21 protein-coding genes are annotated in these 26,802 nt (G+C 68.0%); 9 read left to right on the top strand and 12 right to left on the bottom strand.

The annotated features are described in order from the left end of the window. Positions 1-45: 45 nt before the first annotated feature. Positions 46-546, bottom strand: a complete 501-nt coding sequence (locus PMI12_RS07390; protein ID WP_007830609.1) for a hypothetical protein — start codon at positions 544-546, stop codon at positions 46-48. A gap of 52 nt (positions 547-598) precedes the next feature. On the opposite strand from PMI12_RS07390, the gene xdhC reads away from it, so the two are divergent. The 3 genes from xdhC (at position 599) to PMI12_RS07375 (ending at position 4,232) form a co-directional block, all read left to right on the top strand. After that, on the top strand, positions 599-1,408 hold the full coding sequence (gene xdhC, locus PMI12_RS07385; protein ID WP_007830607.1) for a xanthine dehydrogenase accessory protein XdhC: 810 nt from the start codon (positions 599-601) through the stop codon (positions 1,406-1,408). A gap of 214 nt (positions 1,409-1,622) precedes the next feature. Continuing rightward, positions 1,623-2,828: a urate hydroxylase PuuD gene (locus tag PMI12_RS07380; RefSeq protein ID WP_007830605.1), complete on the top strand. Its 1,206-nt coding sequence runs from the start codon at positions 1,623-1,625 to the stop codon at positions 2,826-2,828. A gap of 63 nt (positions 2,829-2,891) precedes the next feature. Continuing rightward, a complete protein-coding gene (locus PMI12_RS07375; protein WP_007830601.1) occupies positions 2,892-4,232 on the top strand; it encodes a glycerate kinase type-2 family protein in 1,341 nt (446 codons plus the stop codon). A gap of 12 nt (positions 4,233-4,244) precedes the next feature. Here the strand turns inward: PMI12_RS07375 and PMI12_RS07370 are convergent, their stop codons facing one another. Further along, positions 4,245-4,832 carry a phospholipid scramblase-related protein gene (locus tag PMI12_RS07370; RefSeq protein WP_007830600.1) on the bottom strand — a complete coding sequence of 196 codons (588 nt, stop codon included), beginning with the start codon at positions 4,830-4,832 and terminating at the stop codon, positions 4,245-4,247. 235 nt (positions 4,833-5,067) lie between these two features. Between PMI12_RS07370 and PMI12_RS07365 the strand changes: the two genes are divergently transcribed. Beyond that, positions 5,068-6,510, top strand: coding sequence for an NAD-dependent succinate-semialdehyde dehydrogenase (locus PMI12_RS07365; RefSeq protein ID WP_007830599.1), 1,443 nt, complete (start codon positions 5,068-5,070; stop codon positions 6,508-6,510). A gap of 6 nt (positions 6,511-6,516) precedes the next feature. Here PMI12_RS07365 and PMI12_RS07360 read toward each other — a convergent pair whose 3' ends face one another. The 10 genes from PMI12_RS07360 to PMI12_RS07315 form a co-directional block, all read right to left on the bottom strand. Beyond that, complete coding sequence (locus PMI12_RS07360) at positions 6,517-7,233, bottom strand: MgtC/SapB family protein (RefSeq protein ID WP_007830598.1); 717 nt, start codon at positions 7,231-7,233, stop codon at positions 6,517-6,519. Between the two features lie 130 nt (positions 7,234-7,363). Further along, positions 7,364-10,132 carry a magnesium-translocating P-type ATPase gene (mgtA, locus tag PMI12_RS07355; RefSeq protein WP_007830597.1) on the bottom strand — a complete coding sequence of 923 codons (2,769 nt, stop codon included), beginning with the start codon at positions 10,130-10,132 and terminating at the stop codon, positions 7,364-7,366. Between the two features lie 218 nt (positions 10,133-10,350). Then, entirely contained in the window at positions 10,351-10,545 is a 195-nt protein-coding gene (locus PMI12_RS07350) for a hypothetical protein (protein WP_007830596.1), read from the bottom strand. 342 nt (positions 10,546-10,887) lie between these two features. Continuing rightward, complete coding sequence (locus tag PMI12_RS07345; RefSeq protein WP_007830591.1) at positions 10,888-11,310, bottom strand: acyl-CoA thioesterase; 423 nt, start codon at positions 11,308-11,310, stop codon at positions 10,888-10,890. Next, positions 11,310-12,611, bottom strand: a complete 1,302-nt coding sequence (locus PMI12_RS07340) for a TRAP transporter large permease (RefSeq protein WP_007830589.1) — start codon at positions 12,609-12,611, stop codon at positions 11,310-11,312. The genes PMI12_RS07345 and PMI12_RS07340 overlap by 1 nt, the downstream gene beginning before the upstream one ends. Then, positions 12,608-13,132 carry a TRAP transporter small permease gene (locus PMI12_RS07335; RefSeq protein ID WP_237726055.1) on the bottom strand — a complete coding sequence of 175 codons (525 nt, stop codon included), beginning with the start codon at positions 13,130-13,132 and terminating at the stop codon, positions 12,608-12,610. Before PMI12_RS07335 ends, PMI12_RS07340 begins: the two co-directional genes overlap by 4 nt. A 3-nt stretch (positions 13,133-13,135) precedes the next feature. Further along, positions 13,136-14,212: a TRAP transporter substrate-binding protein gene (locus PMI12_RS07330; protein ID WP_007830585.1), complete on the bottom strand. Its 1,077-nt coding sequence runs from the start codon at positions 14,210-14,212 to the stop codon at positions 13,136-13,138. Between the two features lie 46 nt (positions 14,213-14,258). Further along, positions 14,259-15,500, bottom strand: coding sequence for an alpha-hydroxy acid oxidase (locus PMI12_RS07325; RefSeq protein WP_007830584.1), 1,242 nt, complete (start codon positions 15,498-15,500; stop codon positions 14,259-14,261). A gap of 24 nt (positions 15,501-15,524) precedes the next feature. Then, on the bottom strand, positions 15,525-17,141 hold the full coding sequence (locus tag PMI12_RS07320; protein WP_007830583.1) for an indolepyruvate oxidoreductase subunit beta family protein: 1,617 nt from the start codon (positions 17,139-17,141) through the stop codon (positions 15,525-15,527). Positions 17,142-17,152: 11 nt separating this feature from the next. Next, on the bottom strand, positions 17,153-19,312 hold the full coding sequence (locus tag PMI12_RS07315) for a thiamine pyrophosphate-dependent enzyme (RefSeq protein ID WP_007830582.1): 2,160 nt from the start codon (positions 19,310-19,312) through the stop codon (positions 17,153-17,155). 90 nt (positions 19,313-19,402) lie between these two features. On the opposite strand from PMI12_RS07315, the gene PMI12_RS07310 reads away from it, so the two are divergent. From PMI12_RS07310 to xdhB, 5 genes are all read left to right on the top strand, one after another. After that, on the top strand, positions 19,403-20,320 hold the full coding sequence (locus PMI12_RS07310; RefSeq protein WP_007830581.1) for a LysR family transcriptional regulator: 918 nt from the start codon (positions 19,403-19,405) through the stop codon (positions 20,318-20,320). 64 nt (positions 20,321-20,384) lie between these two features. Next, positions 20,385-21,638, top strand: coding sequence for an Nramp family divalent metal transporter (locus PMI12_RS07305; protein WP_007830580.1), 1,254 nt, complete (start codon positions 20,385-20,387; stop codon positions 21,636-21,638). A gap of 10 nt (positions 21,639-21,648) precedes the next feature. After that, positions 21,649-22,428, top strand: a complete 780-nt coding sequence (locus PMI12_RS07300) for a sulfite exporter TauE/SafE family protein (protein ID WP_081502620.1) — start codon at positions 21,649-21,651, stop codon at positions 22,426-22,428. Positions 22,429-22,602: 174 nt separating this feature from the next. After that, positions 22,603-24,207, top strand: coding sequence for a xanthine dehydrogenase small subunit (gene xdhA / locus PMI12_RS07295; protein WP_007830578.1), 1,605 nt, complete (start codon positions 22,603-22,605; stop codon positions 24,205-24,207). Positions 24,208-24,209: 2 nt separating this feature from the next. Further along, on the top strand, positions 24,210-26,660 hold the full coding sequence (xdhB, locus tag PMI12_RS07290; RefSeq protein ID WP_007830577.1) for a xanthine dehydrogenase molybdopterin binding subunit: 2,451 nt from the start codon (positions 24,210-24,212) through the stop codon (positions 26,658-26,660). Positions 26,661-26,802: the final 142 nt, after the last annotated feature.

The following is a 26,802-nucleotide window of genomic DNA, read 5'->3' as shown; positions in this document are numbered from 1 at the left end:
CGGCCGTGCGCGGCGGCCCCCGCGCAAATGCCTCCGGGTGTGTCTTCAGTCCCCTTGCTGTTGGCCTTCAGTCAGGGTGTCGAGCTGGAAGCGCCCGCTCTTGTCCCACAGCCAGGTATCGGTCCAGGTGACCGCGCCGAGGCGGGGGGCGGCGGGGAAGGGCGCGGCCTTCAGCACCATGCGCTCGATCTCGGCGATGACCTCGGGTGCATGCTTGGGCGCGCGCATCCAATGCAGCGACACCACCTTGCCGCCGGCATCGAGGTTGACCTGCAGTGTGCCGACGGCGTAGAGCATGGGCGGCAGCTGGCCGCTGTAGACGCGGGACTTGTTGGCGTCGTAGATGTGGCGTGCCGCATCGCGGCGGTACTCGCGCGCGGTGGCCGCATTCGAGGTGCGCGGCGCGGCGCCCGCCGCACTCCGTTCGGTCTTGGCCTCGCTCAATTGGCCGGGCACGGCCCCGGGGCCTGCGCAGCCGGCGAGCCAGAGTGCGGAAATGACGGATGCCACCAGGGCAAGGTGGCGCGGCGTAAGCTGACGGTTCATCGCAGGTTTATACCGTGAGTCTCGTGCAACCTCGCAACCGAAGGTGTCGGAAATGAACGGCATGGTCGATCAGCTGCTGGCCCGTCTTGCCCGCGAAGACGCGGTGCTGGTGCGCGTCGAGTCGACGCAGGGCTCGGCGCCGCGCGAGGCCGGCACCTGGATGGCGGTGTGGGCCGATGCGCTCACGGCCACCATCGGCGGCGGGCAACTCGAATTCCAGGCCACGAAGGAAGCGCGCGAACTGCTGGCCGGCATGCGCGCCCCCTTCGACGGCATCCAGCGCTATCCGCTCGGGCCCAGCCTGGGGCAGTGCTGCGGTGGCGTGATGTTCCTGTCGTACCAGCGCATCACGGCGGCCGATGCGCCGAGGCTGCAGCGCGAACTGGTCGCGCAACTCAAGCCCGTGGCGCTGTTCGGCGGCGGTCACGTGGGCGCCGCGCTGGCGCGCCTGCTGGCCGCGCTGCCGTTCGCGGTGCGCTGGATCGACAGCCGCGACGGCGTATTCCCCGAAGAGCTGCCGGCACAGATCGACACCGAGCATTCCGAGCCCGTGCAGGACGCCGTGGCCGCGCTCGCGCCGGGCAGCCGCGTGCTGATCATGAGCTTCAGCCATGCCGAAGACCTCGACATCGTCATCGCCTGCCTCAAGCGCCTGCGCGAGCGCAACGACCTGCCGTACATCGGCCTGATCGGCAGCAAGACCAAGTGGGCCACCTTCAGCCACCGGCTCGAGGCGCGTGGCTTCACGGCCGACGAACTGGCGCGCATCACCTGCCCCATCGGCGTGCCCGGCATCACCGGCAAGGAGCCCGAGGTGATTGCCGTCGCGGTGGCGGCACAGTTGTTGCAATCGCTGGGCTGAACAGGGTTTTCCCCGGCGGCGACGCTCAAAAAACCAACCCGCCTCGTGTCAAAACTGTATACACTTTCGGTCCACAACAAGCCGCAGCGGAGCGAGGCCCATTTCATGGCGCCTGCGTTCGCGGCACTTTCTCTGCTTACAGCGCCCGCGGTGGTGAGCAGGCTGAAACCCTTTGGCGGCGTCTCCACGCGCCGAAAGGGCTGAGAGAGAGCACATGGAAAGCTACTACCTCGACTGGGCCAACCTGCTGCTGCGCTGGGTCCACGTCATCACAGCCATCGCCTGGATCGGCGCCTCCTTCTACTTCGTGATGCTGGACAACAGCCTCGAGAAGCCGCAAGACCAGGAATCGCTCGACAAGGGCGTGGGCGGCGAGCAATGGGCCGTGCACGGCGGCGGCTTCTACAACATGCAGAAGTACGCGCTGGCGCCGAAGAAGCTGCCGGACCACCTGCACTGGTCGTACTGGGAGAGCTATTCGACCTGGATCACGGGTTTCTCGCTCTTCACCATGTCGTACCTGTGGAATGCGAGCACCTACCTGATCGACAAATCGAAGATGGACTGGCAGCCCGGCGCCGCCATCGGCGTGGCGCTGGCCTTCTTCGTCGTGTTCTGGATGGTCTACGACGGCATCTGCCAAGTCTTTGGCCGGCGCAAGAACGGCGACACCATTGTCGGCGTGCTGATCGCGCTCTTCATCGTCTTCGCGACCTGGCTGGCCTGCCAGTGGTTCGCGGGCCGCGCGGCCTTCCTGTTGGTGGGCGCCATGATGGCCACGACCATGAGCGGCAACGTGTTCTTCTGGATCATCCCCGGCCAGCGCAAGAACGTGCAGGCCCTGCGCGAAGGCCGCCCGGTTGACCCGGTGCACGGCCAGCGCGGCAAGCAGCGCAGCGTGCACAACACCTACTTCACGCTGCCGGTGCTGTTCGCGATGCTGAGCAACCACTACAGCTTCACCTACACGCACAAGTACAACTGGATCGTGCTGCTGCTGATCATGCTCGGCGGCGCGGCGATCCGGCAGTTCTTCGTGGTGCGCCACCGCTTCAAGCTGGGCAACGCGGGCAACCCGCTGCCCTACGCGCTGATCGGCATCGTGGTGCTGGGCCTGACCATCGTCTGGATGAAGCCCGAACCCGCGGCCGCGCCCGCCGTGGCTGCAGCCGCGCCCGCGGTGCCGTTCAAGGACGTGCAGAAGGTGCTCGAGCAGCGCTGCTACATGTGCCACGGCGCGGCCACGCAGATGAAGAACGTGCGTGTAGATTCGCCCGAACAGGTGGCCGCGAATGCGCAGGCGATCTACCAGCAGGTGGTGGTCACGAAGATCATGCCTATGAACAACGCCACGGGCATCACCGACGAAGAGCGGGCCCTCGTCAGCCGCTGGTTCCAGGCTGGCGCCAAGACAAACTAGACCGGGATCAAGAGTGCAGGGCGCCGTGGCCCGCACAATCGCCGGTTGGAGATAAGCAAAGCCATGACCACATCGAATCCATCCTTCGGCCCCGCCCCCGATCCGCGCGAGGCCCCGCGCGCCTTCCTCGAACACATCTACCGCGTGGCGGTGGACCGCGCACTGCCGCTTTCCACCTTGGGGGCCCACCTGCCGCCCCCGCCCAAGGGCCGCACGCTGGTGCTGGGCGCCGGCAAGGCCGGCGGCTCGATGGTGCAGGCGCTCGAAGCCCTGTGGCCGGCCGATGCGCCGCTGTCGGGGCTCGTCGTCACGCGCTACGACCACATTCCGCCGCGGCCCGAAGGCGTGCCGCAACGCATCGAGATCGTCGAGGCCGCGCACCCCGTGCCCGACGCGGCCGGCCAGCAGGCCGCCGAACGCATCCTCGCGCTGACGCAGGGGCTGACGGCCGACGACCTCGTGCTGTGCCTGATCTCGGGCGGCGGCTCGTCACTGCTGGTGCTGCCGGCCGAGGGCCTGACGCTGGCCGACAAGCAGCGCATCAACAAGCAACTGCTCGAAAGCGGCGCGGGCATCGGCGAGATGAACTGCGTGCGCAAGCACCTGTCGCGCATCAAGGGCGGCCGGCTGGCGGCCGCATGCGCGCCGGCCCGCGTGGTGACGCTGACGATCAGCGACGTGCCCGGCGATGACGCGGCCGTCATCGCGAGCGGCCCAACCGTGCCCGATGCGAGCACCTGCGCCGACGCGCTCGCGATCCTCGACCGCTACGGCATCGAGGTGCCTGCGCCGGTGCGCGCCCGGCTCGAAAGCGGCGAGCTCGAAACGCCCAAGCCGGACGATGCCGTGTTCCAGGGCCACGCAACCCACATGATCGCAACGCCGCAGCAGTCGCTCGAAGCGGCGGCCAGGGCGGCGCGCGAGGCCGGTATTGCGGCGCACATCCTCAGCGACGAAATGGAAGGCGAGTCGCGCGAAGTCGGCAAGGTGCATGCCGCGCTGGCCCGCGCCGTCGCGCACCGCGGCGAGCCGTTCGCGCGGCCCTGCGTCATCCTTTCCGGCGGCGAGACGACAGTCACGATCCGCCCGCGCCAGCCCGGCCAGGCCAAGGGCCGCGGCGGCCGGGCCGGCGAGTTCTGCATGGGCCTGGCCGGCGCGCTCATGGGCCAAGCGCAGGTGTGGGCGCTGGCCGCCGATACCGACGGCATCGACGGCGTGGAAGACAACGCCGGCGCCTTCGTTACGCCCGACACGCTGGCGCGCGCCACGGCCGCTGGCAAGAAGCTGTCGGACCACCTCGACCGCAACGACGCGTACGGCTACTTCGACGCCATCGGCGACCTGTTCGTGACGGGCCCGACGCACACCAACGTCAACGACTTCCGCGCCCTGCTGGTGCTGTAGGCAGGAAACGCCTCACTCCTTGAGGACCATGTCGATGCACATCACCGCCGCCACGATCAGCAGGCGGCGGGCGTCGTTGGCCGGCACGCCCGGATCGATCGACAGCATGTAGTTGTCGGCGGTGGTGAACAGTTCCTTGCCCAGCCCGGCCCACTTCTTGGACACGGCGGCGAACTCGGTGCTGTCCTGCACGAAGCGGAAATCCCAGCTGGTCCACTTGCCCCTGAGCGTGCAGGCGATCCGCTCCTGTGCGTCGAGCACATCGAACTTGCCGCCGATGGAGAAGAGCTTCTGCTTGAACGAGCCGACGACCCGGTCGTTGCCGTCGAGCACCTGCACCTTCGACAGGAAGATGGACACGCCGCGCTTGACCGACAGCACCTTCTGCCCCTCGGGCGTGGACACGACCACGTCGAAGGGCGTGAAGCGCTTGTAGTCGGTGAAGCGCAGCAGCTTGCTGAAAAAGCCGAGGTTCGGCTCGCGGCATTCCAGGATCTTCTGCTGCGAGTGCGGATCGAAGATGTCGTAGTTGTTGGCGGCCTTGAATATGCCGACGTGTTCCTTGATGAAGAACAGGTTGTTGCTGAGCGCTGCGTGCATGGATTTCCCTCGGTCCTCTGTGTGTTGGTTTGGCGGGGATTATGTTCGGCGCGCATGACTGCCCCATGCCCGGCCCGTGACCGGTGGTGGGCGGGGTTTGCGAACTCGGGTTAATCTATGCCCCCCGGCGGCCTGTGGCTGCCGTTGTCGCCGGCGCACCCTTGCGGGTGCCGCGTCGCACATCCAGATTTCCCATTCCTCCTTTCATCATCCAGTCCCGAAGGAAAAGTTCGCCATGACCGCCACCTACACCGACACCCGCCTGCTGATCGACAACGAATGGGTCGACGCCGTCGGCGGCAGGACGCTGGACGTCGTGAATCCGGCCACCGGCAAGGCCATCGGCAAGGTGGCGCACGCCAGCATCGCCGACCTCGACCGCGCCCTGGCCGCCGCCCAGCGCGGCTTCGACAAGTGGCGCAACACCCCCGCCAACGAGCGGGCCGCCGTGATGCGCCGCGCCGCGGGCCTGATCCGCGAACGCGCCGGCGACATCGCCAAGCTGCTGACGCAAGAGCAGGGCAAGCCGCTGGCCGAAGCCAAGGGCGAGACGCTGGCCGCCGCCGACATCATCGAGTGGTTCGCCGACGAAGGCCGCCGTGTGTACGGCCGCATCGTGCCCTCGCGCAACCTGGCCGCGCAGCAGCTCGTGCTGAAGGAGCCGCTCGGCCCCGTCGCAGCATTCACGCCGTGGAACTTCCCGATCAACCAGATCGTGCGCAAGCTCGGCGCCGCGCTGGCCACCGGCTGCTCGTTCCTGGTGAAGGCCCCTGAAGAAACCCCGGCATCGCCCGCTGCGCTGCTGCAGGCTTTTGTCGACGCCGGCATCCCGCCCGGCACCGTCGGCCTGGTGTTCGGCAACCCCGCCGAAATCTCGAACTACCTGATCGCCCACCCGATCATCCGCAAGGTCACCTTCACCGGCTCCACGCCGGTCGGCAAGCAACTGGCCGCGTTGGCCGGTTCGCACATGAAGCGCGTCACGATGGAACTGGGCGGCCACGCCCCGGTGATCGTGGCCGAAGACGCCGACGTTGCGCTGGCCGTCAAGGCCGCGGGCGCCGCCAAGTTCCGCAATGCGGGCCAGGTCTGCATCTCGCCGACCCGCTTCCTGGTGCACAACAGCCTGCGCGAAGAATTCGCCCGCACGCTGGTCAAGTACACCGAAGGCCTGAAGCTCGGCGACGGCCTCGCCGAAGGCACGACCATCGGCCCGCTCGCCAACGCGCGTCGCCTCACCGCAATGGCCCATGTGCTGGAAGACGCGCGCAAGAAGGGCGCCACCGTGGCGGCCGGCGGCGAACGCGTGGGCGACACGGGCAACTTCTTCGCCCCCACCGTGCTGACCGACGTGCCGCTGGACGCCGACGTGTTCAACAACGAGCCCTTCGGCCCCATCGCCGCCATCCGCGGCTTCGACACGCTCGAGGAGGCCATCGCCGAAGCCAACCGCCTGCCGTTCGGCCTGGCCGGCTATGCCTTCACCAAGTCGATCAAGAGCGCGCACCTGCTGAGCCAGAAGCTCGAGCTCGGCATGCTGTGGATCAACCAGCCCGCCACGCCTTCGCCGGAAATGCCGTTCGGCGGCGTGAAGGATTCGGGCTACGGTTCGGAAGGCGGCCCGGAAGCGCTCGAGGCTTATCTGAATACCAAGGCTGTTTCGATCCTCGGCGTTTGAGTCGGCTCACTCCTCGGCGGTGGCATTCCAGAAGGCTTGCTGCACGCCGTCGAGCGATTCGAGATCTTCAATGACACGGTCGAGCTCCGCGGGCTCGACCGCTGTCGCATAGAGCGTCGCACCGATCTCGGTGTCGGCCGGCCCGAACGGATGCTGGTCGACATCGCGCACCGGATAGTTCGCGGCTTCGAGCAACAGCAGCAGCTGGTCCATCACCTCGGGCCGTGCCGCGCGTGAACAGATCACGCGCACCACGTACGTCGCCTCGCTCGCTTCCTCGCTGATCGGCTGCCGGTTGATGCGGTTCACCACGGGCCGCAGCAGCGTGTTGCTCGCCAGCACGAACAGCGCCGCGATCAGCGCTTCCCCCAGCAGGTTCGCGCCCGCGCAGGCGCCCACCGCGGCCGACCCCCACAGCGTTGCCGCCGTGTTCAGCCCCGTGACGTTGGCGCCTTCCTTCATGATCGCGCCCGCGCCCAGGAAGCCGATGCCCGACACCACGTAGGCCACCACGCGCACTGCGCCGCCGCTGCCGTCGAGCCGGTTCGCCAGATCGACGAATACCGCAGCACCTACTGCCACCAGTGTGTTCGTTCGCAAGCCTGCAGTGCGTTGCCGAACCTGGCGCTCCAGGCCGATCAGCGAGCCGAGGATGAAGGCCGCCGCTACGCTGACGAAGGTGTCGAGCAGCGAGTGCAAGTTGATGTTCTGGATGGCTTGCATTGGATGGATCCCTTTCTTGTTGTGATTTCGGTGTGCAGTTTGTGGGGGCCGGGTGTCATGTGCGTGTCACGGGGCGTTCGGGAGGCTGCTGTTCGGGGGGTGTTCACGCCCCGAACACTCAGCGGAAAGATCACTGCCACCCATACCGCCGCGCGTACCACCCCTTCACACCCTGCGTCAGCAGCGCATACCCGAGCAGCATCGCGACCAGCCAAGGGAAGTACATCAGCGGCAGCGCCTGCAGCTTGAAGTAGTGCGCCAGCGGCCCCATCGGCAGCCAGATGCCCACGGCCGCGATCGCCGCACCCATGATCAGCAGCGGCCACGCCGCGCGGCTTTGCAGGAACGGGATCTTGCGCGTGCGGATCAGGTGCACGATCAGCGTCTGCGACAGCAGCCCTTCGACGAACCAGCCTGACTGAAAGAGCGTCTGGTGGCCCACCGTGTTGGCCGCGAACACGAACCACATCACCGTGAACGTGAGGATGTCGAACACCGAGCTCAGCGGCCCGAAGAACACCATGAAGCGCCCCAGGTCCGCCGGATTCCAGCGCTGCGGTGCCTTCAGGAATTCATCGTCCACGTTGTCGAACGGAATCGCGATCTGCGACACGTCGTACAGCAGGTTCTGCACCAGCAGATGCAGCGGCAGCATCGGCAGGAACGGAAGGAACGCACTCGCCACCAGCACCGAGAACACATTGCCGAAGTTCGAGCTCGCCGTGAGCTTGATGTACTTGAGCATGTTTGCGAAAGTGCGGCGCCCCTGCACCACGCCTTGCTCCAGCACCATCAAGCTCTTCTCCAGCAGGATGATGTCGGCCGACTCCTTGGCCACGTCCACCGCGCCGTCCACCGAGATGCCGATGTCCGCTGCGCGCAGCGCGGGCGCGTCGTTGATGCCGTCGCCCATGAAGCCGACCACGTGCCCATTGGCATGCAGCGCATGCACGATGCGCTCCTTGTGCGCGGGCGTGAGCTTGGCGAACACCTGGTGCTGTTCCACCAGCGTGCGCAGGTGGGCGTCGTCCAGCTCTTCGATCTCGCGGCCGAGCACCATGCGGCCGACCTCCAGTCCCACGTCGGCGCAGACCTTGCGCGTGACCAGCTCGTTGTCGCCGGTCAGCACCTTCACCGACACGCCATGCTCGGCCAATGCGCGCAGCGCCGGCGCGGTCGATTCCTTCGGCGGATCGAGAAAGGCCACGTAGCCGAGCAGCGTGAGCCCCGATTCGTCGGCCACGCCGTAAGCCGGCTTCTGTGCCCCGGCCGCCAGCGCGCGGCTCGCCACGGCCACCACGCGCAGGCCCTGTGCGTTGAGCTCCGACGCCACGCGATGGATGCGCGCCAACACCTCGGCATCGAGCGCCAGCACCTCGGCACCGCGCTCGACCGAGGTGCACACCGACAGGATCTCCTCCAGCGCACCCTTGCAGATCAGCAGGTGCTCGCTGCCGCCGTTGGCCACCACCACCGACATGCGGCGGCGCGAGAAATCGAAGGGCACTTCGTCGATCTTGCGCCAGGCCGTCTGCAGGCGCGTCTCGAGCTGCATCTCGGCGTGGCTCAGCACGGCCTTGTCGAGCAGGTTCTTCAGCCCCGTCTGGTGAAAGCTGTTGAGGTAGGCCAGCTGCAGCACATGGTCCGACTCCTCGCCCCAGGCGTTGGTATGGCGCTCGAGCACGATGCGGTCCTGCGTCAGCGTGCCGGTCTTGTCGGTGCACAGCACGTCCATCGCGCCGAAGTTGTGGATCGCCTCGAGCCGCTTCACGATCACCTTCTGGCGCGACATCACGACCGCGCCCTTGGCCAGCGTGGCCGTCACGATCATCGGCAGCATCTCGGGCGTGAGGCCGACCGCGATCGACAGCGCGAACAGCGCCGCCTCCCACCAGTCGCCCTTGGCCACGCCGTTGATCACCAGCACCAGCGGTGCCATCACCAGCATGAAGCGGATCAGCACCCAGCTTACGCGGTTGATGCCGGCCTGGAAGGCGCTGGTTCCGCGGTCGGTGGCCGTCACGCGCTGGGCCAGCGCGCCGAAGAAGGTGCGGTCGCCGGTGTGCACGATCAGCGCGGTGGCCGTGCCGCTGATCACGTTGGTGCCCATGAAGAGCAGGTTCTCGCGCTCTAGCACGCCCGCTGATTGGTCGCCGCGGTCGACCACGAATTTCTCGACCGGCATGGCCTCGCCCGTCAGCGCGGACTGGCTGATGAACAGGTCCTTGGCGGTGAGCAGGCGGCAGTCGGCCGGGATCATGTCGCCGGCCGACAGCGCGATGACTTCGCCCGGCACCAGGTCGCGCATCGGCACCTCGACGCGCACCGTGCCGGCGTGCGTGGCGTCGAAGCCCTCGATGCCGGCCACGCCCGCCTTGTAGCCCGGCTCGGGTCGCAGCACGGTCGAGGTGTTGCTCACCATCGCCTTGAGCCGGTCGGCCGCCTTGTTGGAGCGCGACTCCTGCAGGAAGCGCAGCACCGTCGACAGCACGACCATGCTGCCGATCACGAGCGTGGCCTTCATGTCCTCGGTGACATAGGAGACCAACGCCAGCACCGTCAGCAGCAGGTTGAACGGATTGCGGTAGCACTGCCACAGGTGCTGCCACCAGGGCAGTGGCTGCTCATGGCGCACCTCGTTGCTACCGAGGCGCTTGCGCAGAACCTGCGCATGGCCTTCGCTCAGGCCGCGCGGCGAGCTGTTGAGCTTGACGAGCATCTCGCCGGCATCGGTGCGCGAGGCGGCGCCCAGTGCCTTCGCGATGTCGGGCGGCATGCTGACGGAGGAGCCGGTGCCGACGGGCTTCGAGCCCAGCAGCGTCTGCCAGCGCTCGAAGTGATGCAGCATGTGGCGGCTGCGCAGGAAGCTTTCGAAGAAAGACTTCAGGACGTTTTTCATGGGGTTCTCCTTCGGGGCGGCCGCCGCCCGCCCCGGGGAGAACCACCGGCCTCAACGAGCCAGGGGCAACCCTTTGCGAAGCGCGGCGGCGGGCCGCGTTGTTGGTGCTGTAATCGATCGAAGCGAAGGGGGCGCGCTACGGCGCCAACGAGAGGCTGGGTCCATGGGGTGCTCCTGTATTGCTGGCAGGTCGAGGAAGGACGGGCGCGTGGAGCGGCTCAGCGGCGGCGCGTGCAGGTCGGCTGGAGCACGAGAAAGCTGCGGATGCGGCGTGTGGTCCACAACGCGGCGGCCTGGTCCAGCGCCGCATCGACGGCCGGCGCTGCGGCAGCATCGACGGTGCGCGCAGGCTCCTGCGCCGACGAGCGAACGCGCTGTTCGTGCGGCTGACGACAAAGATGAAAGTGACGCATGACAAGGCTCCTTCGCGTTGAAGGGCCTCGCGCACGGACGCACGCAAGCTGACTGAAAAAGTCAGTAACGAGAACGACGGGAATCGGGAGGAGGGAGCCGCTTGCCGCAAGGCAAGAGAGTCACGCTGTGTGCACACCGGCAACGCAGCGCGGGGGAGCCTGCGCTAGAGAGCCGGGTGTGTCACGCCTGCCGAGGCACGCGTCTTGTCACTGATCCAACTGGCACTGTCCACGCACGGGGCTCCGAAATGAAGATTCCGGATTGTTGCACTGCGGCATGCGGCGAGTCAACCCTTGGGACGGCGTTCCACGATGCGGTGCAAGGTCTTCTCGCGACGCGACTTATTCGCAGAGCGCGCGAATCGATGGCGGAATCTGCACCGCGCGAATGCCGCCGCCCTCACGCTTCGCAGCGAAGATCCGCACCTCCTCGCATTCGAGGATCAGCTCGTCCCCGCGCGTCGCCCGGTACGTCTGCACGAAGCTCTTCTCGCGCCACTCGGTGATGCGCACTGCGATGCGCAGCGTGTCGCCGTAGGTCGCCGCCTTCACGAAGCGCGTGTGCGTGTCGACCAGCGGCGTGCCGATCACGCCGAGCGTGCCCGTCGCTTCTTCCCAGCGCGGCACGCCGCATTCGGCAAAGAAATGCCGCGAGGCCGCATCGATCCAGCGGAAGAAATTGGGAAACCAGACGATGCCGGCCGGGTCGCAGTCGCCGAATTCGATGCGCACGGTGTAGACGATTTCTTTGTCGCTGTTGCTCATCAGCCCATTCTCGTCGGTAGCCACAGGGCAATGATGGGGAACGCGATCAGGATCACCAGCCGCACGATGTCGGTCACGATGAACGGCAGCACGCCCTTGAAGATGGTGGTGAAGCTCACGTCCTTCACCACGCTCTTGATGACGAACACGTTCATGCCCACCGGCGGATGGATCAGCCCCAGCTCCACCGTCATCACGATGATCACGCCGAACCAGATCGGGTCGAAGCCCAGGTGCACGATCACCGGATAGATGATGGGCACGGTCAGGATGATCATGGCCATCGCGTCCATCAGGCAGCCGAGCACCAGGTACATCAGCATGATGAGCGCGAGCACGCCGTAGCGGCCGATGCCCAGGCCGGTGAGGAATTCGGTGAGCTTCTGCGGGCTCTGCGTGATGGTGAGGAAGTAGCCGAACAGCAGCGCGCCGATCAGCACCGTGAACACCGCCGCCGCCGTGCGCGTGGCCGAGAGCAGCGCCTCGCGGATCTTCGGGCCGTCGAGCTTGCGCCGCACCAGCCCGAGGATGAACGCGCCGCTCGCGCCCACGCCGCCCGCCTCGGTCGGCGTGAAGAAGCCGCCATACAGGCCGCCGATGACGAACACGAACAGCACCAGCGGCGCCCACACGTTCTTCAGGTCCTTGAAGCGCTCCGGCCACGGCTTGACCTCGCCGCCGGGCAGCCAGTCGGGCCGCAGCTTGACGATGATGGCAATGGTCATCACGTACATCGCCATCGCGAGAACGCCGGGCACGATGCCCGCCATGAAGAGCTTGCCGATGTCCTGCTGCGTGAGGATGGCGTACACCGCGAGCACCGTCGATGGCGGCAGGATCGCGCCCAGCGTGCCGCCCGCGGCGATCACGCCGGTGGAGAACGACTGCGGATAGTTGAAGCGCCGCATCTCCGGGTACGCCACCGCCGAGAACGTGGCGGCCGTGGCCACCGACGATCCGCAGATCGCCGCGAAGCCGCCGCACGCCACCACGGTGGCGACGCCGAGCCCGCCGCGCAGGTGGCCGATCATCGAGTTCGCGGCCTTGAAGAGCTCGCGGCTCACGCCCGACACCGACACCAGCGCGCCCATCAGCATGAACATCGGGATCACGCCGAAGGTGTAGTCGGTCACGGTGCGCATGGAGGTCTGGCCGACCAGTTTCAGCGCGGGGCCGGGGCCGACGAGGTAGCTGTAGCCGACCACACCCACCAGCCCCATCGCCATGCCGACCGGCACGCGCAACAGCATCAGGACAAAGAGGGCGACGAAGCCCAGGACTGCAACTGCATCGGGGCTCATTCGTCGGCTTTCTGTTCAGCGTGGAGTTCTTCGAGCTGCTCCGGATGGAAGATCAGGCGGTAGGTGCGGATGGCGATCAGCAGCACCGCGCACACGTCGCCCGTCCAGGCCACGGCGTAGAAGGGCCAGGTCGGGATGTTGAGGTCGTAGGTCTGCACGTTGTCGACGTAGGTGCCGCGCACCTTGTCGAACAGCATGATGGTCTGCACCGCCACCACGAACAGCAGTACCAGCGTGGCGAACACGTCGATCACGCGCTTCATGCGCGGGCTCGCCGCCGTCCACACCAGGTCGACGGTGATGTGGCCGCCCCGGTAGCTGGTGGCTGCGATGCCCCAGAAGATCAGGATGCCCAGCAGCATGCGGCCGAAGTCGTACGCATCGGGAATCGAGGTGTCGAAGAACTTGCGCAGCACCACGGCCACGAAGATGTTGAGCGCGACGATCCCCACGAAGATGGCGGCAAGCCACTCAATCGTGCTGATCGCGCGGTCCATGTAGCTGGCGGACCGTGTAGCCATCGCTCAGAGCGCCGATTTGTACTTGACGAGGCTGGCCTTCAGTGCGTCCATGATGGCCTTCGGGTCTTCACCCACCTTCTTCACGCTCTCGGCCCATTGCGCTTCCGACGGCGCGGCCGCCTTGCGCCATGCATCGAGCTGCTCAGGCGTGAGCTTGTAGATCTCGTGGCCCGGCAGCGCGGCCATCTTGGCGTGCCCCGCGAACTCGAAGTCGGCCCACGGCCCGGCCACCTTCTGTGCCCATTCGCTGGTGCAATGGCCGTCGATCACCTTCTTCTGCGCGGTGGACATGGCGTCGTACTTGCCCTTGTTCATCACCCACACGAAGGGCGTGACGTACAGCGGCACGTCCATGTGGTACTTCACCACCTTGTCGATCCCGAACAGGCCGATGGAGCCCCACGGAAAGGTGATGGCGTCGGCCACGCCGCGCTCCAGCATGTCGCGCGACTCGGGCGCGGAGGCCTGTACGTTGGTGCCGCCCAGCGAGGTGATGAGCTGGCCCACGGTGCTGGTGGCCGGGCGCACCTTCATGCCCTTGATGTCGGTGGGCACGGTGATCTTCTTGCGAGAGTGGAAGGTGCCGGGGTCGTGCACGAACGCGAAGCAGTACTTGACGTCCTTCATCTCCTTGGCCGCGTAGTTGCGGTACCAGGCGTCGATGGCGGCAGAGCCTTCCTTGCCGTTGGCGAAAAGGAAGGGCAGCGACGCACCCGCCATCACCGGGAAGCGGCCGGGCTGGTAGCCGGGGTTCACGTACGAGAAGTCCGCGATGCCGTCGCGCGCCATGTCGTAGTGGTCGAAGGCCTTGCCGAGCTGTTCCGACGGAAACAGGATCGCGGTGATGGTGCCGCCCGATTCCTTCTTGATGTCGTCGGCCCAGGCCTGCAGCGCGGGGTTGAGCGGGTGTTGCGCGGGCACCCAGCTCGACAGCTTGAGCTGCACCGGCTTGTCTTGCGCCTGCACGGCGGGCGTGCCCGCGACGAGCGCGGTGCAGGCTGCGAGCAGGGCGAGGGGGCGGATGCGGGCGATGCGTTGCGGACGCGTGCCGCGGCGGCGGGGATGGCGATTGGCTTTCATGGTCTCCTTCGTTATGGATGGCGTGAATCGTCGAGCTGGGGCGAGCCTAGGCAGGCGCGCGTGCGGGGTAAATGGAGGGTTTCCCGCGCGTGCCTTCCAGAGGCCGTTGCGCGAAGCCGTTCTGTGCGTCGGGCGAACGCGGTGCGGGCTGGTCGACGTGGCGCGGCCCGAGTTCGCGCGGATGCGCCGCGCCGAGCAGCGTCATCGTGCGTTCGGTCTCCTGCGCCAGCAACTGCAGCACCGACAGCGCGCCCTGCCCGCCGTCGCAGGCCAGTCCATAGAGCGGCGCACGGCCAAGGAGGACCGCGCAAGCGCCCAGTGCGAGCGCCTTCGCGACGTCGCTGCCGCGCCGGATGCCGCCATCCACGAGCACGGGAATGCGGCCGCCGACCGCATCGGCAATGGCGGGAAGCGCTGCGATGCTGGCCGGTGCCGCGTCGAGCTGGCGTCCGCCGTGGTTCGAGACCACGATGCCGTCCGCGCCGTGCCGCACGGCACGCCGGGCGTCTTCCGCGCCCAGCAGGCCCTTGACGAGCAGCGGGCCGTCCCAGAGCCGGCGCAGCCACGCCAGGCTTTCCCAGGTCAGCGTGCGGTCCATGGTGCGCGAGAGCAGCGCGGCCTGGGCTTGCGGGGAGATGGGGGCGCCGTCGTCGTCGGGCAGCAGGTTGGCGAACCGCGGCATGCCACTGCGCGCGAGCCGCAGCAGCCATGCGGGGCGCCTCGCCATGTCGAGCACCGTGCCGGGCGTGAGCCGCATCGGCACGCGGAAGCCGTGGCGCAGGTCGCGTTCGCGCAGGCCGCCGACGGGCACGTCCACCGTGAGCACCAATGCCTCGAAGCCGGCGGCGCGCGCACGGTGCACGATGCGCTCGGCGATGGCCCGCTCGCCCATCACGTAGAGCTGCATCCACAGCGTGGCATTGGGGGCGGCGGTGCGAACGTCCTCGATGCGGGTGTTCGATGCCGTCGAGAGGATGAAGGGCACGCGCGCGGCCTGTGCGGCGCGGGCCAGCAACGCATCGGCATGCGGGCGCACGATGCCGGCCAGCCCGATGGGTGCGACCGCGAAGGGGGCGCGCCAGCGGCTGCCGAAGAGTTCGATGCCGATGTCCAACATGCTCGTGTCGCGCAGACACTCCGGGATCAGCGGCAATGCCTCCAGCGCATCGCGGTTGCGCCGGAGGCAGCGTTCGTCTTCCGCGCCGCCGTCGACATAGTCGAACACCAGGCGCGGCAGAACGCGCCGGGCACGGCGCCGGTAGTCCTCGACATTGAGCAGCAGTGCCATCGCAGGTGCCTTCTTCTTTCTGTCTCAGGCGCCGCCGACGGGCTTGCGCTTCATCCAGCGGATGGGCTGCGCCTTGACGGGGCGGGCGGGCGCGCCGTGTTCCACCAGCGCCGCATCGAGTGCCTTGCCTGCGTCGTCGGCCAGTGCGGCCGTGCGCGCGGCGGCGACGGCCCGCGTTCGCTCGGCCGGCGCAATGCCGGACTGTGCGGCGAGGTGGTCCGTCATGTGCAGCAGGTTCTCCTTGCCGCGTTCGTTGGTGCTGCCGTAACCCTTGATGAGCCGCCCGCACAGCGCCAGCTCGTGGCCCAGGGCCCACGCTTCGCGCGTGCCCGCCTCCACGGCGGCGAGCCAGCGTTCGATCAACGCCTGCTCCTCGGCAAAGCGGCTGCCGCGGCGGCGCAGCCAGCGCAGCGAAGCCAGCAGCCGCAGCGAGGCCATGCCGAACACCGAATGGCTGCCCACTTTCAGCGGCAGCGCCCACGGCGCGAGGCCGCGCGCCTGCCGGCCCCGGTCCCAGGTTGTCACGCGGCGTGACAGCGAAGGAGGCAGCAGCGCCGCGAACTCGGCGGCGCCGGGCTTGAAGTGGTCGTAGACCTTCACGATGTCGTCGTCGCCGGCCCGCACCTCTTGCCGCACCCGCTGTGCGCGGCTCGCACGGCCCTTGAGTGCGGCCACGCGCACGATGTCGTCGAAGGCCATCCACAGCGCGAGCCAGCGCGCCATCTCCCGGGTGATGGCGAAGCCCTGCGTGCCGGCCGGGTCGGCGGCGCGCTCGGCGTCGAGCACGCGGGCCAGCCGGTCGGCGTAGAGCGCGGCGTAGGCGGCGTCCTGGTAGTCGAGCACGCGGGCATGGCCGAGCGCGAGCATGTCGTGCACGGCGGGCGGGAAGCGCCCTGCGAGGTCGGCGGGCAGGGCGCTGGCCGGCGGTGGCGCGTCGTTGGTGTCGCCGGCGAGCACGCTGCTGACGAACGCGGCCTGCACGCGCGGCGCACTCACCGCGTCGAAAGCCGCCGCAAAGCCGCGCAGGCTGGCGGCCGCCATCTTGCCGAGCTTGCCGGGTGCGCTGGTATCGCCGCCGCGCACCACGTGTTCATAGGCTTCACGTGGGAACGGGAACAACCCGCTGCCCGCGATGGCGCCGAGCATCACCGCGCTGACCACCGTGCCACTGTCGCGCGCGATGGCATTCATGTCGAACACATGGTGCTCGCGGCTGAAGGCCTTTACCACGTCGACGAGGCGCTGCGCATCGGCGCGGCCGTCGCCGGGCTCCATGCGTTCGGCCGTCGTGAGGATGCGCGCCGACGAACTGATGACCAGCGTGCGCAGCGGCGCGCTCATGCCGTTGCCGATCTGGCGCGCGGTCTCGAGCAGCTCCGACGACACGATCGCATCGAGCGTGCCCGGCAGCGGGCTCAGGCTGAACACCGGGCGCCTGCCGCCGAGCTGCGCGAGCGGCACGGGGAACACCTCGATGTAGTAGGTGGTGGCGCCGGTGCGCTGTGCCACGCCGGGGATCGACGTGCTCTGCGCGGCGTAGCCGGCGTGGCGCGCGATGTCGACCAGCCATTCGGTGAGCACGCCGCCGCCTTCGCCGCCGAGGGCGCAGACGAGCAGGGTGATGGGGCGGTTGTTCTCCATGACTTCGCTCCTCATGCCGGTTGAAGCGCGCGAACGACCGCGCCGCGCAACCCGTGCAGCAGGCGTTCATGCCACCTCGGGTTCTGCACCACCTCGGCGCGGTAGAAGCTCGGGCACAGCGTGGCCGCGTGCGCATTCGCGCCGCACAGCCCGCAGCCCACGCAGCCGTCGATCACGGTGGCCACGGGGTCGACCTTGAGCGGATCGGGGTTGTCCTTGAGCGTGAGCGTCGGGCAGCCCGACAGGCGGATGCAGGCGTGGTCGCCGTTGCACACGTCCTCGTCGACGCCGTACTTCACGCGCACCACGCGTTCGCCGCGCTGAAGCAGGCCGGCGAGCCACGGCTTGATGCGGCGCTGGCGCTCGAGCTGGCATTCGCCCTCGGCGATCACCACCTTCAGGCCGTTGAAGTCGCTGGTGAGCGCTTCGGTGAGCGTCTTGCGCATGCGCTCCACGTCGTAGGTGGTGACGGTGCGCATCCATTTCACGCCCAGGCCCTTGAGCGTGTCCTCGATGGTCTGGTTCTTGTCGACCAGGCTCTGCTGCTTGTCGACGGCGCGCTCTTTCGTCTCGTCGTCGGGCGTGGAGATGATGTCCTGCGTGCCGGTGGCCGAGGTGTAGCCGTTCTTGAAGATCAGCAGCACCGCGTCGTCGCCGTTGAACAGCGCGCTCTGCACGCCGGTGAGCAGGCCGTTGTGCCAGAAGCCGCCGTCGCCCATGATCGAGAGCGTGCGGCGGTTCATCATCGGCGCCACGCCCGCACGGCTCGCGAGGCTCATGCCGTAGCCGAGGATCGAGTGGCCCATCGAGAAGGGCTCGAAGGTGCCGAAGGCATGGCAGCCGATGTCGGCCGCGATGTGCACCGGCCCTGTTTCCTGCTGCGCGAGCTTGAGGGCCGAGAACACGGGCCGCTCCGGGCAGCCGATGCAGAAGCTTGGCGGCCGGTTGGGCAGCGGTGTGGCCAGTTGCCGCGCCACCGCTTCGCGGCGTTCGCGATTGCCGGCCAGCCAGGCCTGCGCTGAAGACAAGGCCTCGCTCGCCGCGACGTACTTCGCGGCAAAGGCGCCGATGCCGCCCGACAGCACTTCGACGCCGTACTCGCCCGCCGACGGCAGCATGTCCTTGCCGTGCAGCGGCGTCTGGATGTCGCGCCGGCGCAGCAGCGTGGCGATGTCCTGCTCGATGTACTCGGGCTGGCCTTCCTCCACCACCAGCACCGCGCGCTTGCCCACGCAGAAGTCGGCGACCTGCTCCGGCACCAGCGGATAGGTCACGTTGAGCACGAGGATCGGAATGTCCGTCTCGCCGAAGGCATCGGCCAGTCCCTGCTGCTGCAGGCTGCGGATCAGCGCGTTGTAGAGGCCGCCCTGCACCACGATGCCGAGGTCCGCGTGGCGCCCGCCGGGCATCAGCTCGTTGAGGCCGTGCTCGACGATGTAGCGGCGCGCCGCCGGCATGCGTTCGTCGCCCTTGAGCTTCTCGTGGCGGAAGGTGACGGGCGGGTGCGCGAGCCGCATGTAGTCGAAGCCCGCGGGCTCGGTCATCAGCGCGCGGGTCGATACGGCAGGCGCGATGTTGTCCTTGCACTCGAAGCTGCCGCGCACGTGGCAGGTGCGGATGCGCAGCTCCATCAGGCAGGGCATGTTCGAGCTCTCGGACAGGCGGAAGCCTTCTTCCACCATGCGCACCATCACGCCGAGGTCGGGCCGCGGGTCGAGCAGGCACATGCTCGACTTGAGCGCATAGGCATGCGTGCGCTCCTGGATCACGCTGGCGCCTTCGCCGTAGTCCTCGCCCACCACGACAAGTACGCCGCCCGTGACGCCCGGCGAAGAGAGGTTGGAGAGCGCATCGGCCGCCACGTTGGTGCCGACTATCGACTTCCAGGTGACCGCGCCGCGCAGCGGGTAGTGAATGGACGCGCCGAGCATCGCGGCGGCCGAGGCCTCGTTCGAACAGGCCTCCACGTGCACGCCCAGCTCGTCCATGTAGGCCTTGCCCTGGACCATGACGTCGAGCAGGTGCGACACCGGCGCCCCCTGGTAGCCGCCGACGTAGGCCACGCCCGACTGCAGCAGGCCCTTGGTGATCGCGAGGATGCCCTCGCCGTGGAAGGTGTCGCCTGCGCCGAGGCGCAGCATTTCCACTTCCTTGCTGAATGAAACTTCCATCGTGTCTCGCCGTGTTCTGGTCGTGAGGGGGAACGCGGCAGTGTGGTGGTTGCGGCGCCATACTTCAATAAAATAATCCAGCTATCCAATATGAACTCAGTGCATATCGATGAGGTGGACCTCAACCTGCTGCGGCTCTTCGATGCGGTCTACCGGACCCGCAACGTGAGCCGCGCGGCCGAGGCCCTGGGCCTGACGCAGCCGGCCGCCAGCCACGGCCTGACCCGGCTGCGCCTGCTGCTGGGCGACGCACTCTTCACACGCACCCCCGGCGGCGTGGCGCCGACGCCGCGCGCCGAGCGGCTGGCGGTGTCGGTGCAGTCGGCGCTGGCCACCCTGCAGCAGGCGCTGAGCGAGCCCGAGCGCTTCGACCCGGCGGCCTCCCGCAAGCTGTTCCGAATCCACATGAGCGACATCGGCGAGGGGCGCTTCCTGCCGCCGCTGATGGCGCGGCTGCGCGAGCTGGCGCCGGGCCTGCGGGTCGAGACCATGCCGCTGGCGGCGGGCGAGATCACCACTGCGCTGGACAGCGGCAAGGTCGACTTCGCCTTCGGTTTTTTGCCCCGCGTGAAGGACACGCAGCGCACGCAGCTGCTGAAGGACCGCTACATCGTGCTGTTGCGCAAGGACCATCCCTTCCTGAAGCGCCGGCGCAGCGGCCAGGCATTGCTCGATGCGCTGCAGGAGCTCGACTACGTGGCCGTGCGCACACACGCCGACACCCTGCGCATCCTGCAACTGCTGAACCTCGAGGACCGGGTGCGGCTGACGACCGAGCACTTCATGGTGCTGCCGGCCATCGTGCGCGCGACCGACCTGGCGGTGGTGATGCCGCGCAACATCGCGCGCGGCTTTGCCGGGGAGGGCGGCCATGCCATCGTCGAGCCGCCGTTTCCGCTGCGCGACTTCACGGTGTCGCTGCACTGGAGCAAGCGCTTCGAGGCCGACCCGGGCAACCGCTGGCTGCGGCAGGTCATTACGGCGCTGTTCTCGGAGAAGGCGTCATGAGAAGCCATGAGCCTGCGCGCGGTTCATGTACTGGTCAGGCTCGGCATGCCACCATCGGGCGAACATGAAAAAACGCATTCCCTCCTTCCTGCGCCATGTCGGACCGGGCGTCGTCACCGGCGCGGCCGACGACGATCCGTCGGGCATCGCGACCTACACCCAGGCCGGCGCGCAGTTCGGCACCGGGCTGCTGTGGACGGTGTTCCTGTCGCTGCCGTTCATGGTGGCGATCCAGCTGGTGTCGGCGCGCATCGGGCGCGTGACCGGCAAGGGCGTGGCGGCCAACCTGCGCGAGCACATGCCGCGCAGCTTCCTGGTCGCGCTGGTTTTTCTGCTGGTGGTGGCGAACACCATCAACATCGCGGCTGACATTGCGGCGATGGGGGAGGCGCTGCAGCTGGTGGTGGGTGGCGGGGCGCATTTCCATGCGCTGGCCTTCGGCGTGGTGACGGTGCTGCTGCAGGTATTCGTGCCCTACCGCAAGCTGGCTCACATCCTCAAGTGGCTGACGCTCACGCTGTTCGCCTACGTTGCTGCGGTGTTCGCGGTGCAGGTGGAATGGGGGCGAGTGCTGCACGACCTCGTGGTGCCCAGGCTGCAATGGAGCGGCGACTACTGGATGATGATCGTGGCGCTCCTGGGCACCACGATCTCGCCCTACCTGTTCTTCTGGCAGGCGTCGCAGGAAGTCGAGGAGCTCCGGCTCAAGGGCGGGCGGCGCGGAACGGACGAGCAGGTGCAGCACGACCTGCGGCGCGTGCGCCTGGACACCTGGGTGGGCATGACCTTCTCCAACCTCATCGCCTTCTTCGTGATGGTGGTGGGCGCATCGGTGCTGTATACGGCCGGGGTGCACGACGTGACCTCCGCGGCGCAGGCGGCCGAGGCGCTGCGCCCGCTGGCCGGCGATTTCGCCTTCTGGCTGTTTGCCGGCGGCATCATCGCCACCGGCCTGCTGGCCGTGCCCGTGCTCGCGTCTTCCGCGGCTTATGCGGTGGCCGAGGCCTTCGGCTGGGAAGAAGGACTGGAGCGGCACTGGCGGGAGGCCAAGGAGTTCTACGGGATCATCGCCGTGGCCACGCTGGTCGGCACGGCGCTGGACTTCACGCCCATCGACCCCATGAAGGCGCTTTATTGGAGCGCGGTCATCAACGGGGTGGTCGCGGTTCCGATCATGGCGGCCATGATGGTTCTCGTGACGCGGGAGAAGGTGATGGGCGTGTTCACCTCCGGGCGCCGGACCCGGTGGCTCGGCTGGGGCGGCACCGCCCTGATGGGATTCGCGGCCCTGATGATGGGCTGGGACATGGTGCGCTGAGACCGGACCCGTGCAAGCGATTCTTTCCGAGGCCGGCCCGGTGCTGGTCTTCATGGCCTGCGTCGCGCTCGCCACCTATGCGCAGAACCTCACGGGCTTCGCATTCAGCCTGATCCTGCTCGGGCTGGTGTCGGTGTTCCACGTCGCCAGCGTGAGCGACACGGCCAACGCCGCCACGGTGCTGAGCCTGATCAACGCATGGACGTACTTCCGCGCTCGGCCCGGCGTGGTGCCCTGGCAGCTCATGAAGCCGGCGCTCAATGGCAGTACGGTCGGCGTGATTGTCGGGCTCGTGCTGCTGAACTGGCTCAGCGGCGACGCGGTCGACTGGCTGCGCGGGCTGCTGGGCGTGTCGATCCTGGGCTGCGCGGTGCTGCTGGTGCTGCAGGCCAGACCGCTGCCGGCGGTGTCGGGCCGCGCGAGCTTCGCCGTCGTCGGCGGGTTGTCGGGCGTCCTGGGCGGACTGTTCTCGAGCTCGGGGCCGCCGATCGTCTTCCACATGTACCGCCAGCCGCTGGACCGCGAGCTGGTGCGCCGCGCGCTGCTGCTGATGTTCGCGTTCAACTCGCTGGTGCGGCTCGTCATCGTGGTGCCGACGGGGCATTTCTCGTGGCGCGCGGCGCTGCTGGCCGGCTGCGCGATGCCGGTCGTCTACGGCGCGACGCGGCTGCACCACCGGCTGCCGAACAGGCTGCAGCCGCGCACGCTCAAATGGCTGGTCGGCGGCCTGCTCGCGGCGGCGGGTTGCACGCTGGTCGCCACGGCGTGGGTGGCCATCGCGCACAGCTGACCGCCGACGGGGCCTTCGCGTGGCCCGGGAATTGCAGCATGCGCGCAAGGGTTTCCCCGTACGTGGCATACCGACCCCCACATACGCGTTATGGGCGCCCCCGTATGCAAGACCCCGGACAAGCCGCTAACGTCCATGACTGACCCACGACGGGTCTCCCACGAGCCCAAAAGCATGAGCACCGACAGCAGCACCAGCAGCCAGATTCAACCGATCCGCTTCTTCCATCGCGGAAGGATCGTCGACGTCACCGGCGTCCACCCGACCCGCTCCGTGCTCGACTGGCTGCGCGAGGACGCCCGCTGCACCGGCACCAAGGAAGGTTGCAACGAGGGCGACTGCGGCGCCTGCACCGTCGTCATCGGCGAACTCGCCACCGACCCCGATGCCGAAGGCACCATCGACGGGCTGAACCTGCAGACCGTGAATGCCTGCATCCAGTTTCTTCCCACGCTGCATGGCAAGGCGCTGTTCACGGTCGAGGACCTGAAGAGCCAATGCAAGACCCGGGAGGCCGCTGAAAAGAAGCAGCATGCCGTGCACACGCTGCACCCTGTCCAGCAGGCGCTGGTCGACTGCCACGGCTCCCAGTGCGGTTTCTGCACGCCCGGCTTCGTGATGTCGCTGTGGTCCACCTACGAGCACCACCAGGCCGAAGGCACGCAACCCACCCGCCAGCAGCTGGCCGACGAACTCTCGGGCAACCTGTGCCGCTGCACCGGCTACCGCCCGATCCTCGATGCCGGGCAGCGCATGTTCGACCTGCCGGCCGTGCGGCTCGACACGAAACCGGTGGTCGCGGCCCTCACCGCGCTGCAGAACGACGGCCTTGACTATGCCGCCCCGCTCGGCGCCCGCGTCGACCACTTCCATGCGCCGAAGACCCTGGCCCAGCTCGCCGCGCTGCGCGAGCAGAAGCCACGCGCCCAACTGCTGGCCGGTTCGACCGACGTCGGCCTCTGGGTCAACAAGCAGTTCCGCGACCTGGGCGACATCATCTACGTGGGCGACGTGGCCGAAATGAAGACCATCGAAGACCGCAAGGAGGAGCTCTACATCGGCGCCGGCGCCTCGCTCGAATCCGCCTTTGCCGCGCTGGTCCAGCGCGTGCCGAGCCTCTCCGACGTATGGCTGCGCTTCGCCTCGCCGCCGATCCGCCATGCCGGCACCATGGGCGGCAACGTCGCCAACGGCTCGCCCATCGGCGATTCGCCGCCGGTGCTGATGTCGCTTGATGCACAGATCGAGTTGCGCCGCGGCGATGCGGTGCGCCGCATGCCGCTGTCCGAGTTCTATCTCGACTACATGAAGAACCAGCTGCAGCCGGGCGAGTTCGTCCAGGGGCTGGCCGTTCCGCACGCTGCGTTGCGCCGCCAGGTGCGCGCCTACAAGATCAGCAAGCGCTTCGACTGCGACATCTCGGCGCTGTGCGCGGGCTTCGCCATCGAACTCGAAGCCGGCAGCGACACGGTCAAGGCCGCGCGCCTGGCCTTCGGCGGCATGGCCGCCATCGTCAAGCGCGCCGCGAACGCGGAGGCGGCGCTGGTCGGCAAGCCATGGACGCAGGCCAGCGTTGCCACCGCCAAGCTCGCGCTGGCACAGGACTTCAAGCCGCTGTCGGATATGCGCGCTTCGGCCGACTACCGGCTGCAGGTGGCGCAGAACCTGATCCAGCGGCTCTGGCTCGAGACCCGCGCCGAAGACGCCCTGTCGCTGGAAGAAACCAGCGTATGGAGCGTGATGCCCCATGCCACCAAGGCCGCCGCCGAAGGAGTCTGACCATGAACAAGCCCATCGACGCCCGCCTGCTGCAGCCCGCCGAGGCCTTTGCCGATTACCTGGCCAACACCGCCGCGCGCATCGACGTCGGTGCCGAAGCGCTCGCGCACGATCTTGGCGCGCGTGTCGGCATCAGCCGGCCGCACGAGTCGGCCCACCTGCACGTGGCCGGCGAAGCGACCTACATCGACGACATTCCCGAACTCGCCGGCACGCTGCACTGCGCGCTGGGCCTGTCGCCGGCCGCCAACGGCCGCGTCACGGCGCTGTCGCTCGACGCGATCCGTGCGATGCCCGGCGTGGTCGCGGTGCTCACGGCCGACGACATTCCTGGCAGCAACGACTGCGGTTCGATCATTCACGACGACCCGATCCTGCTGCCCGTGAACCACGGCGGCGAGATCCGCTACCTCGGACAACCCGTATTCGCCGTGATCGCCGAGACGCGCGATGCAGCGCGCCGCGCCGCTGCGAAAGCCAAGGACGCGCTGACCATCGACGCGCAGCCGCCGGTGATCACACCGCAGGACGCCCATGCGCGCGGCCAGTACGTGGTGCCGCCGATGCACATCGTGCGCAGCGGAGGCAGCGCCAACGAGGGCGACGAAGCCGCAGTGCGCGCCGCCATCGCCAAGGCGCCGCATCGCCACAAAGCCACGCTCGACGTGGGTGGGCAGGAGCAGTTCTACCTGGAAGGCCAGATCAGCTATGCCATTCCGAAGGAAGGCGGCGCGCTGCACATCCACTGCTCGACGCAGCACCCGAGCGAAATGCAGCACCTGGTGGCGCATGCGCTGCACCTGCAGTCGAACGAAGTGCATGTCGAATGCCGGCGCATGGGCGGCGGCTTCGGCGGCAAGGAATCGCAGTCGGCGCTGTTCGCCTGCGTGGCGGCCATCGCGGCGCGCCAGTTGCAGCGCCCGGTCAAGCTGCGGCTCGATCGCGACGACGACTTCATGATCACCGGCCGGCGCCACTGCTTCTGGTACGAGTACGAGGTGGGCTACGACGACGAGGGCCGCATCCTCGGCGCCGAGATCACCATGGTCTCGCGCGCCGGCCACTCGGCCGACCTGTCGGGTCCGGTGATGACGCGCGCGCTGTGCCACTTCGACAACGCCTATTGGCTGCCCAACGTGGCCATGCACGGCTTCTCGGGCAAGACCAACACGCAGAGCAACACGGCGTTCCGCGGCTTCGGCGGTCCGCAGGGCGCCATCGCCATCGAGAACATCATGGACTCGGTGGCGCGCGAACTGAAGCGCGACCCGCTCGACGTGCGGCGCGTCAACTTCTACGGCAAGACCGACAACAACGTCACGCCGTACCGCCAGACCGTGACCGACAACATCGTCCATGAACTCGTGGCCGAGCTGGAAGCCAGCAGCGGCTACCGCGCGCGGCGCGAAGACATCGCGGCCTTCAACAAGGCGAGCGTGGTGCTCAAGCGCGGCCTCGCGCTGGCGCCGCTGAAGTTCGGCATCTCGTTCAACGTGAAGCACTTCAACCAGGCCGGCGCGCTGGTGCACGTGTACACCGACGGCTCGATCCTCGTGAACCACGGCGGCACCGAGATGGGGCAGGGCCTGAACACCAAGGTGGCGCAGGTGGTGGCGCACGAGCTGGGCGTGAGCTTCGAGCGCGTGCGGGTCACCGCCACCGACACCACCAAGGTGGCGAACACCTCGGCCACGGCAGCATCGACCGGCGCCGACCTGAACGGCAAGGCCGCGCAGGACGCGGCGCGCCAGATCCGCGAGCGCCTTGCCGAATGCGCGGCCGAGCGCCACGGCGGCAAGGCCGGCGAGGTACGCTTTGCGAACGACAAGGTCGAGGTCAATGGCCGCTCGCTGGCCTTCAGCACCGTGGTGGGCGAGGCGTACCTCGACCGCAAGCAGCTGTGGTCCGATGGTTTCTACGCCACGCCCGGCCTGAGCTGGGACAAGGACAGGATGCAGGGCCGCCCGTTCTACTACTACGCCTACGGTGCGGCCGTGAGCGAGGTGATCGTCGACACGCTCACCGGCGAGTGGAAGTTATTGCGCGCCGACATCCTGCACGACGCGGGCAAGTCGCTGAACCCGGCAGTGGACATCGGCCAGGTCGAGGGCGCCTTCATCCAGGGCATGGGCTGGCTCACCACCGAGGAGCTGGTGTGGCACCCGCAAAGCGGCATGCTCACCACGCACGCGCCCAGCACCTACAAGATTCCGACGGCCAACGACTGCCCGCCGGTGTTCAACGTGCGCCTGTTCGAAGGCCAGAACTTCGAGGACTCGATCCACCGCAGCAAGGCTGTGGGCGAGCCACCGCTCTTGCTGCCGTTCTCGGTGTTCTTCGCGATCCGCGATGCGGTGTCTGCCGCGGGCGGCCACCGCATCGATCCGCCGCTGAAGGCGCCGGCCACGAGCGAGTCGATCCTTCGTGCCATTACCGCTGTCCAGTCCGCATAGTCACTCGTAGACTTTGGCGCATGTCCAAAGTTCTCCCAATGCCCTACCTCCTGATCCCCTTCGCGAAACACCGCGGAACCGGCTTTGCCGGGCCGCTGGTGTTGCCCCCGGCAGGGGGTTGGCGAAGCGACACGAAGTGCGC

The organism is Variovorax sp. CF313 (assembly GCF_000282635.1).
In the GTDB taxonomy this organism is placed as follows: Bacteria; Pseudomonadota; Gammaproteobacteria; order Burkholderiales; family Burkholderiaceae_C; genus Variovorax.
Note: the sequence above shows the minus strand (reverse complement) of the source record. Positions and strands in the feature narration are given on the sequence as shown.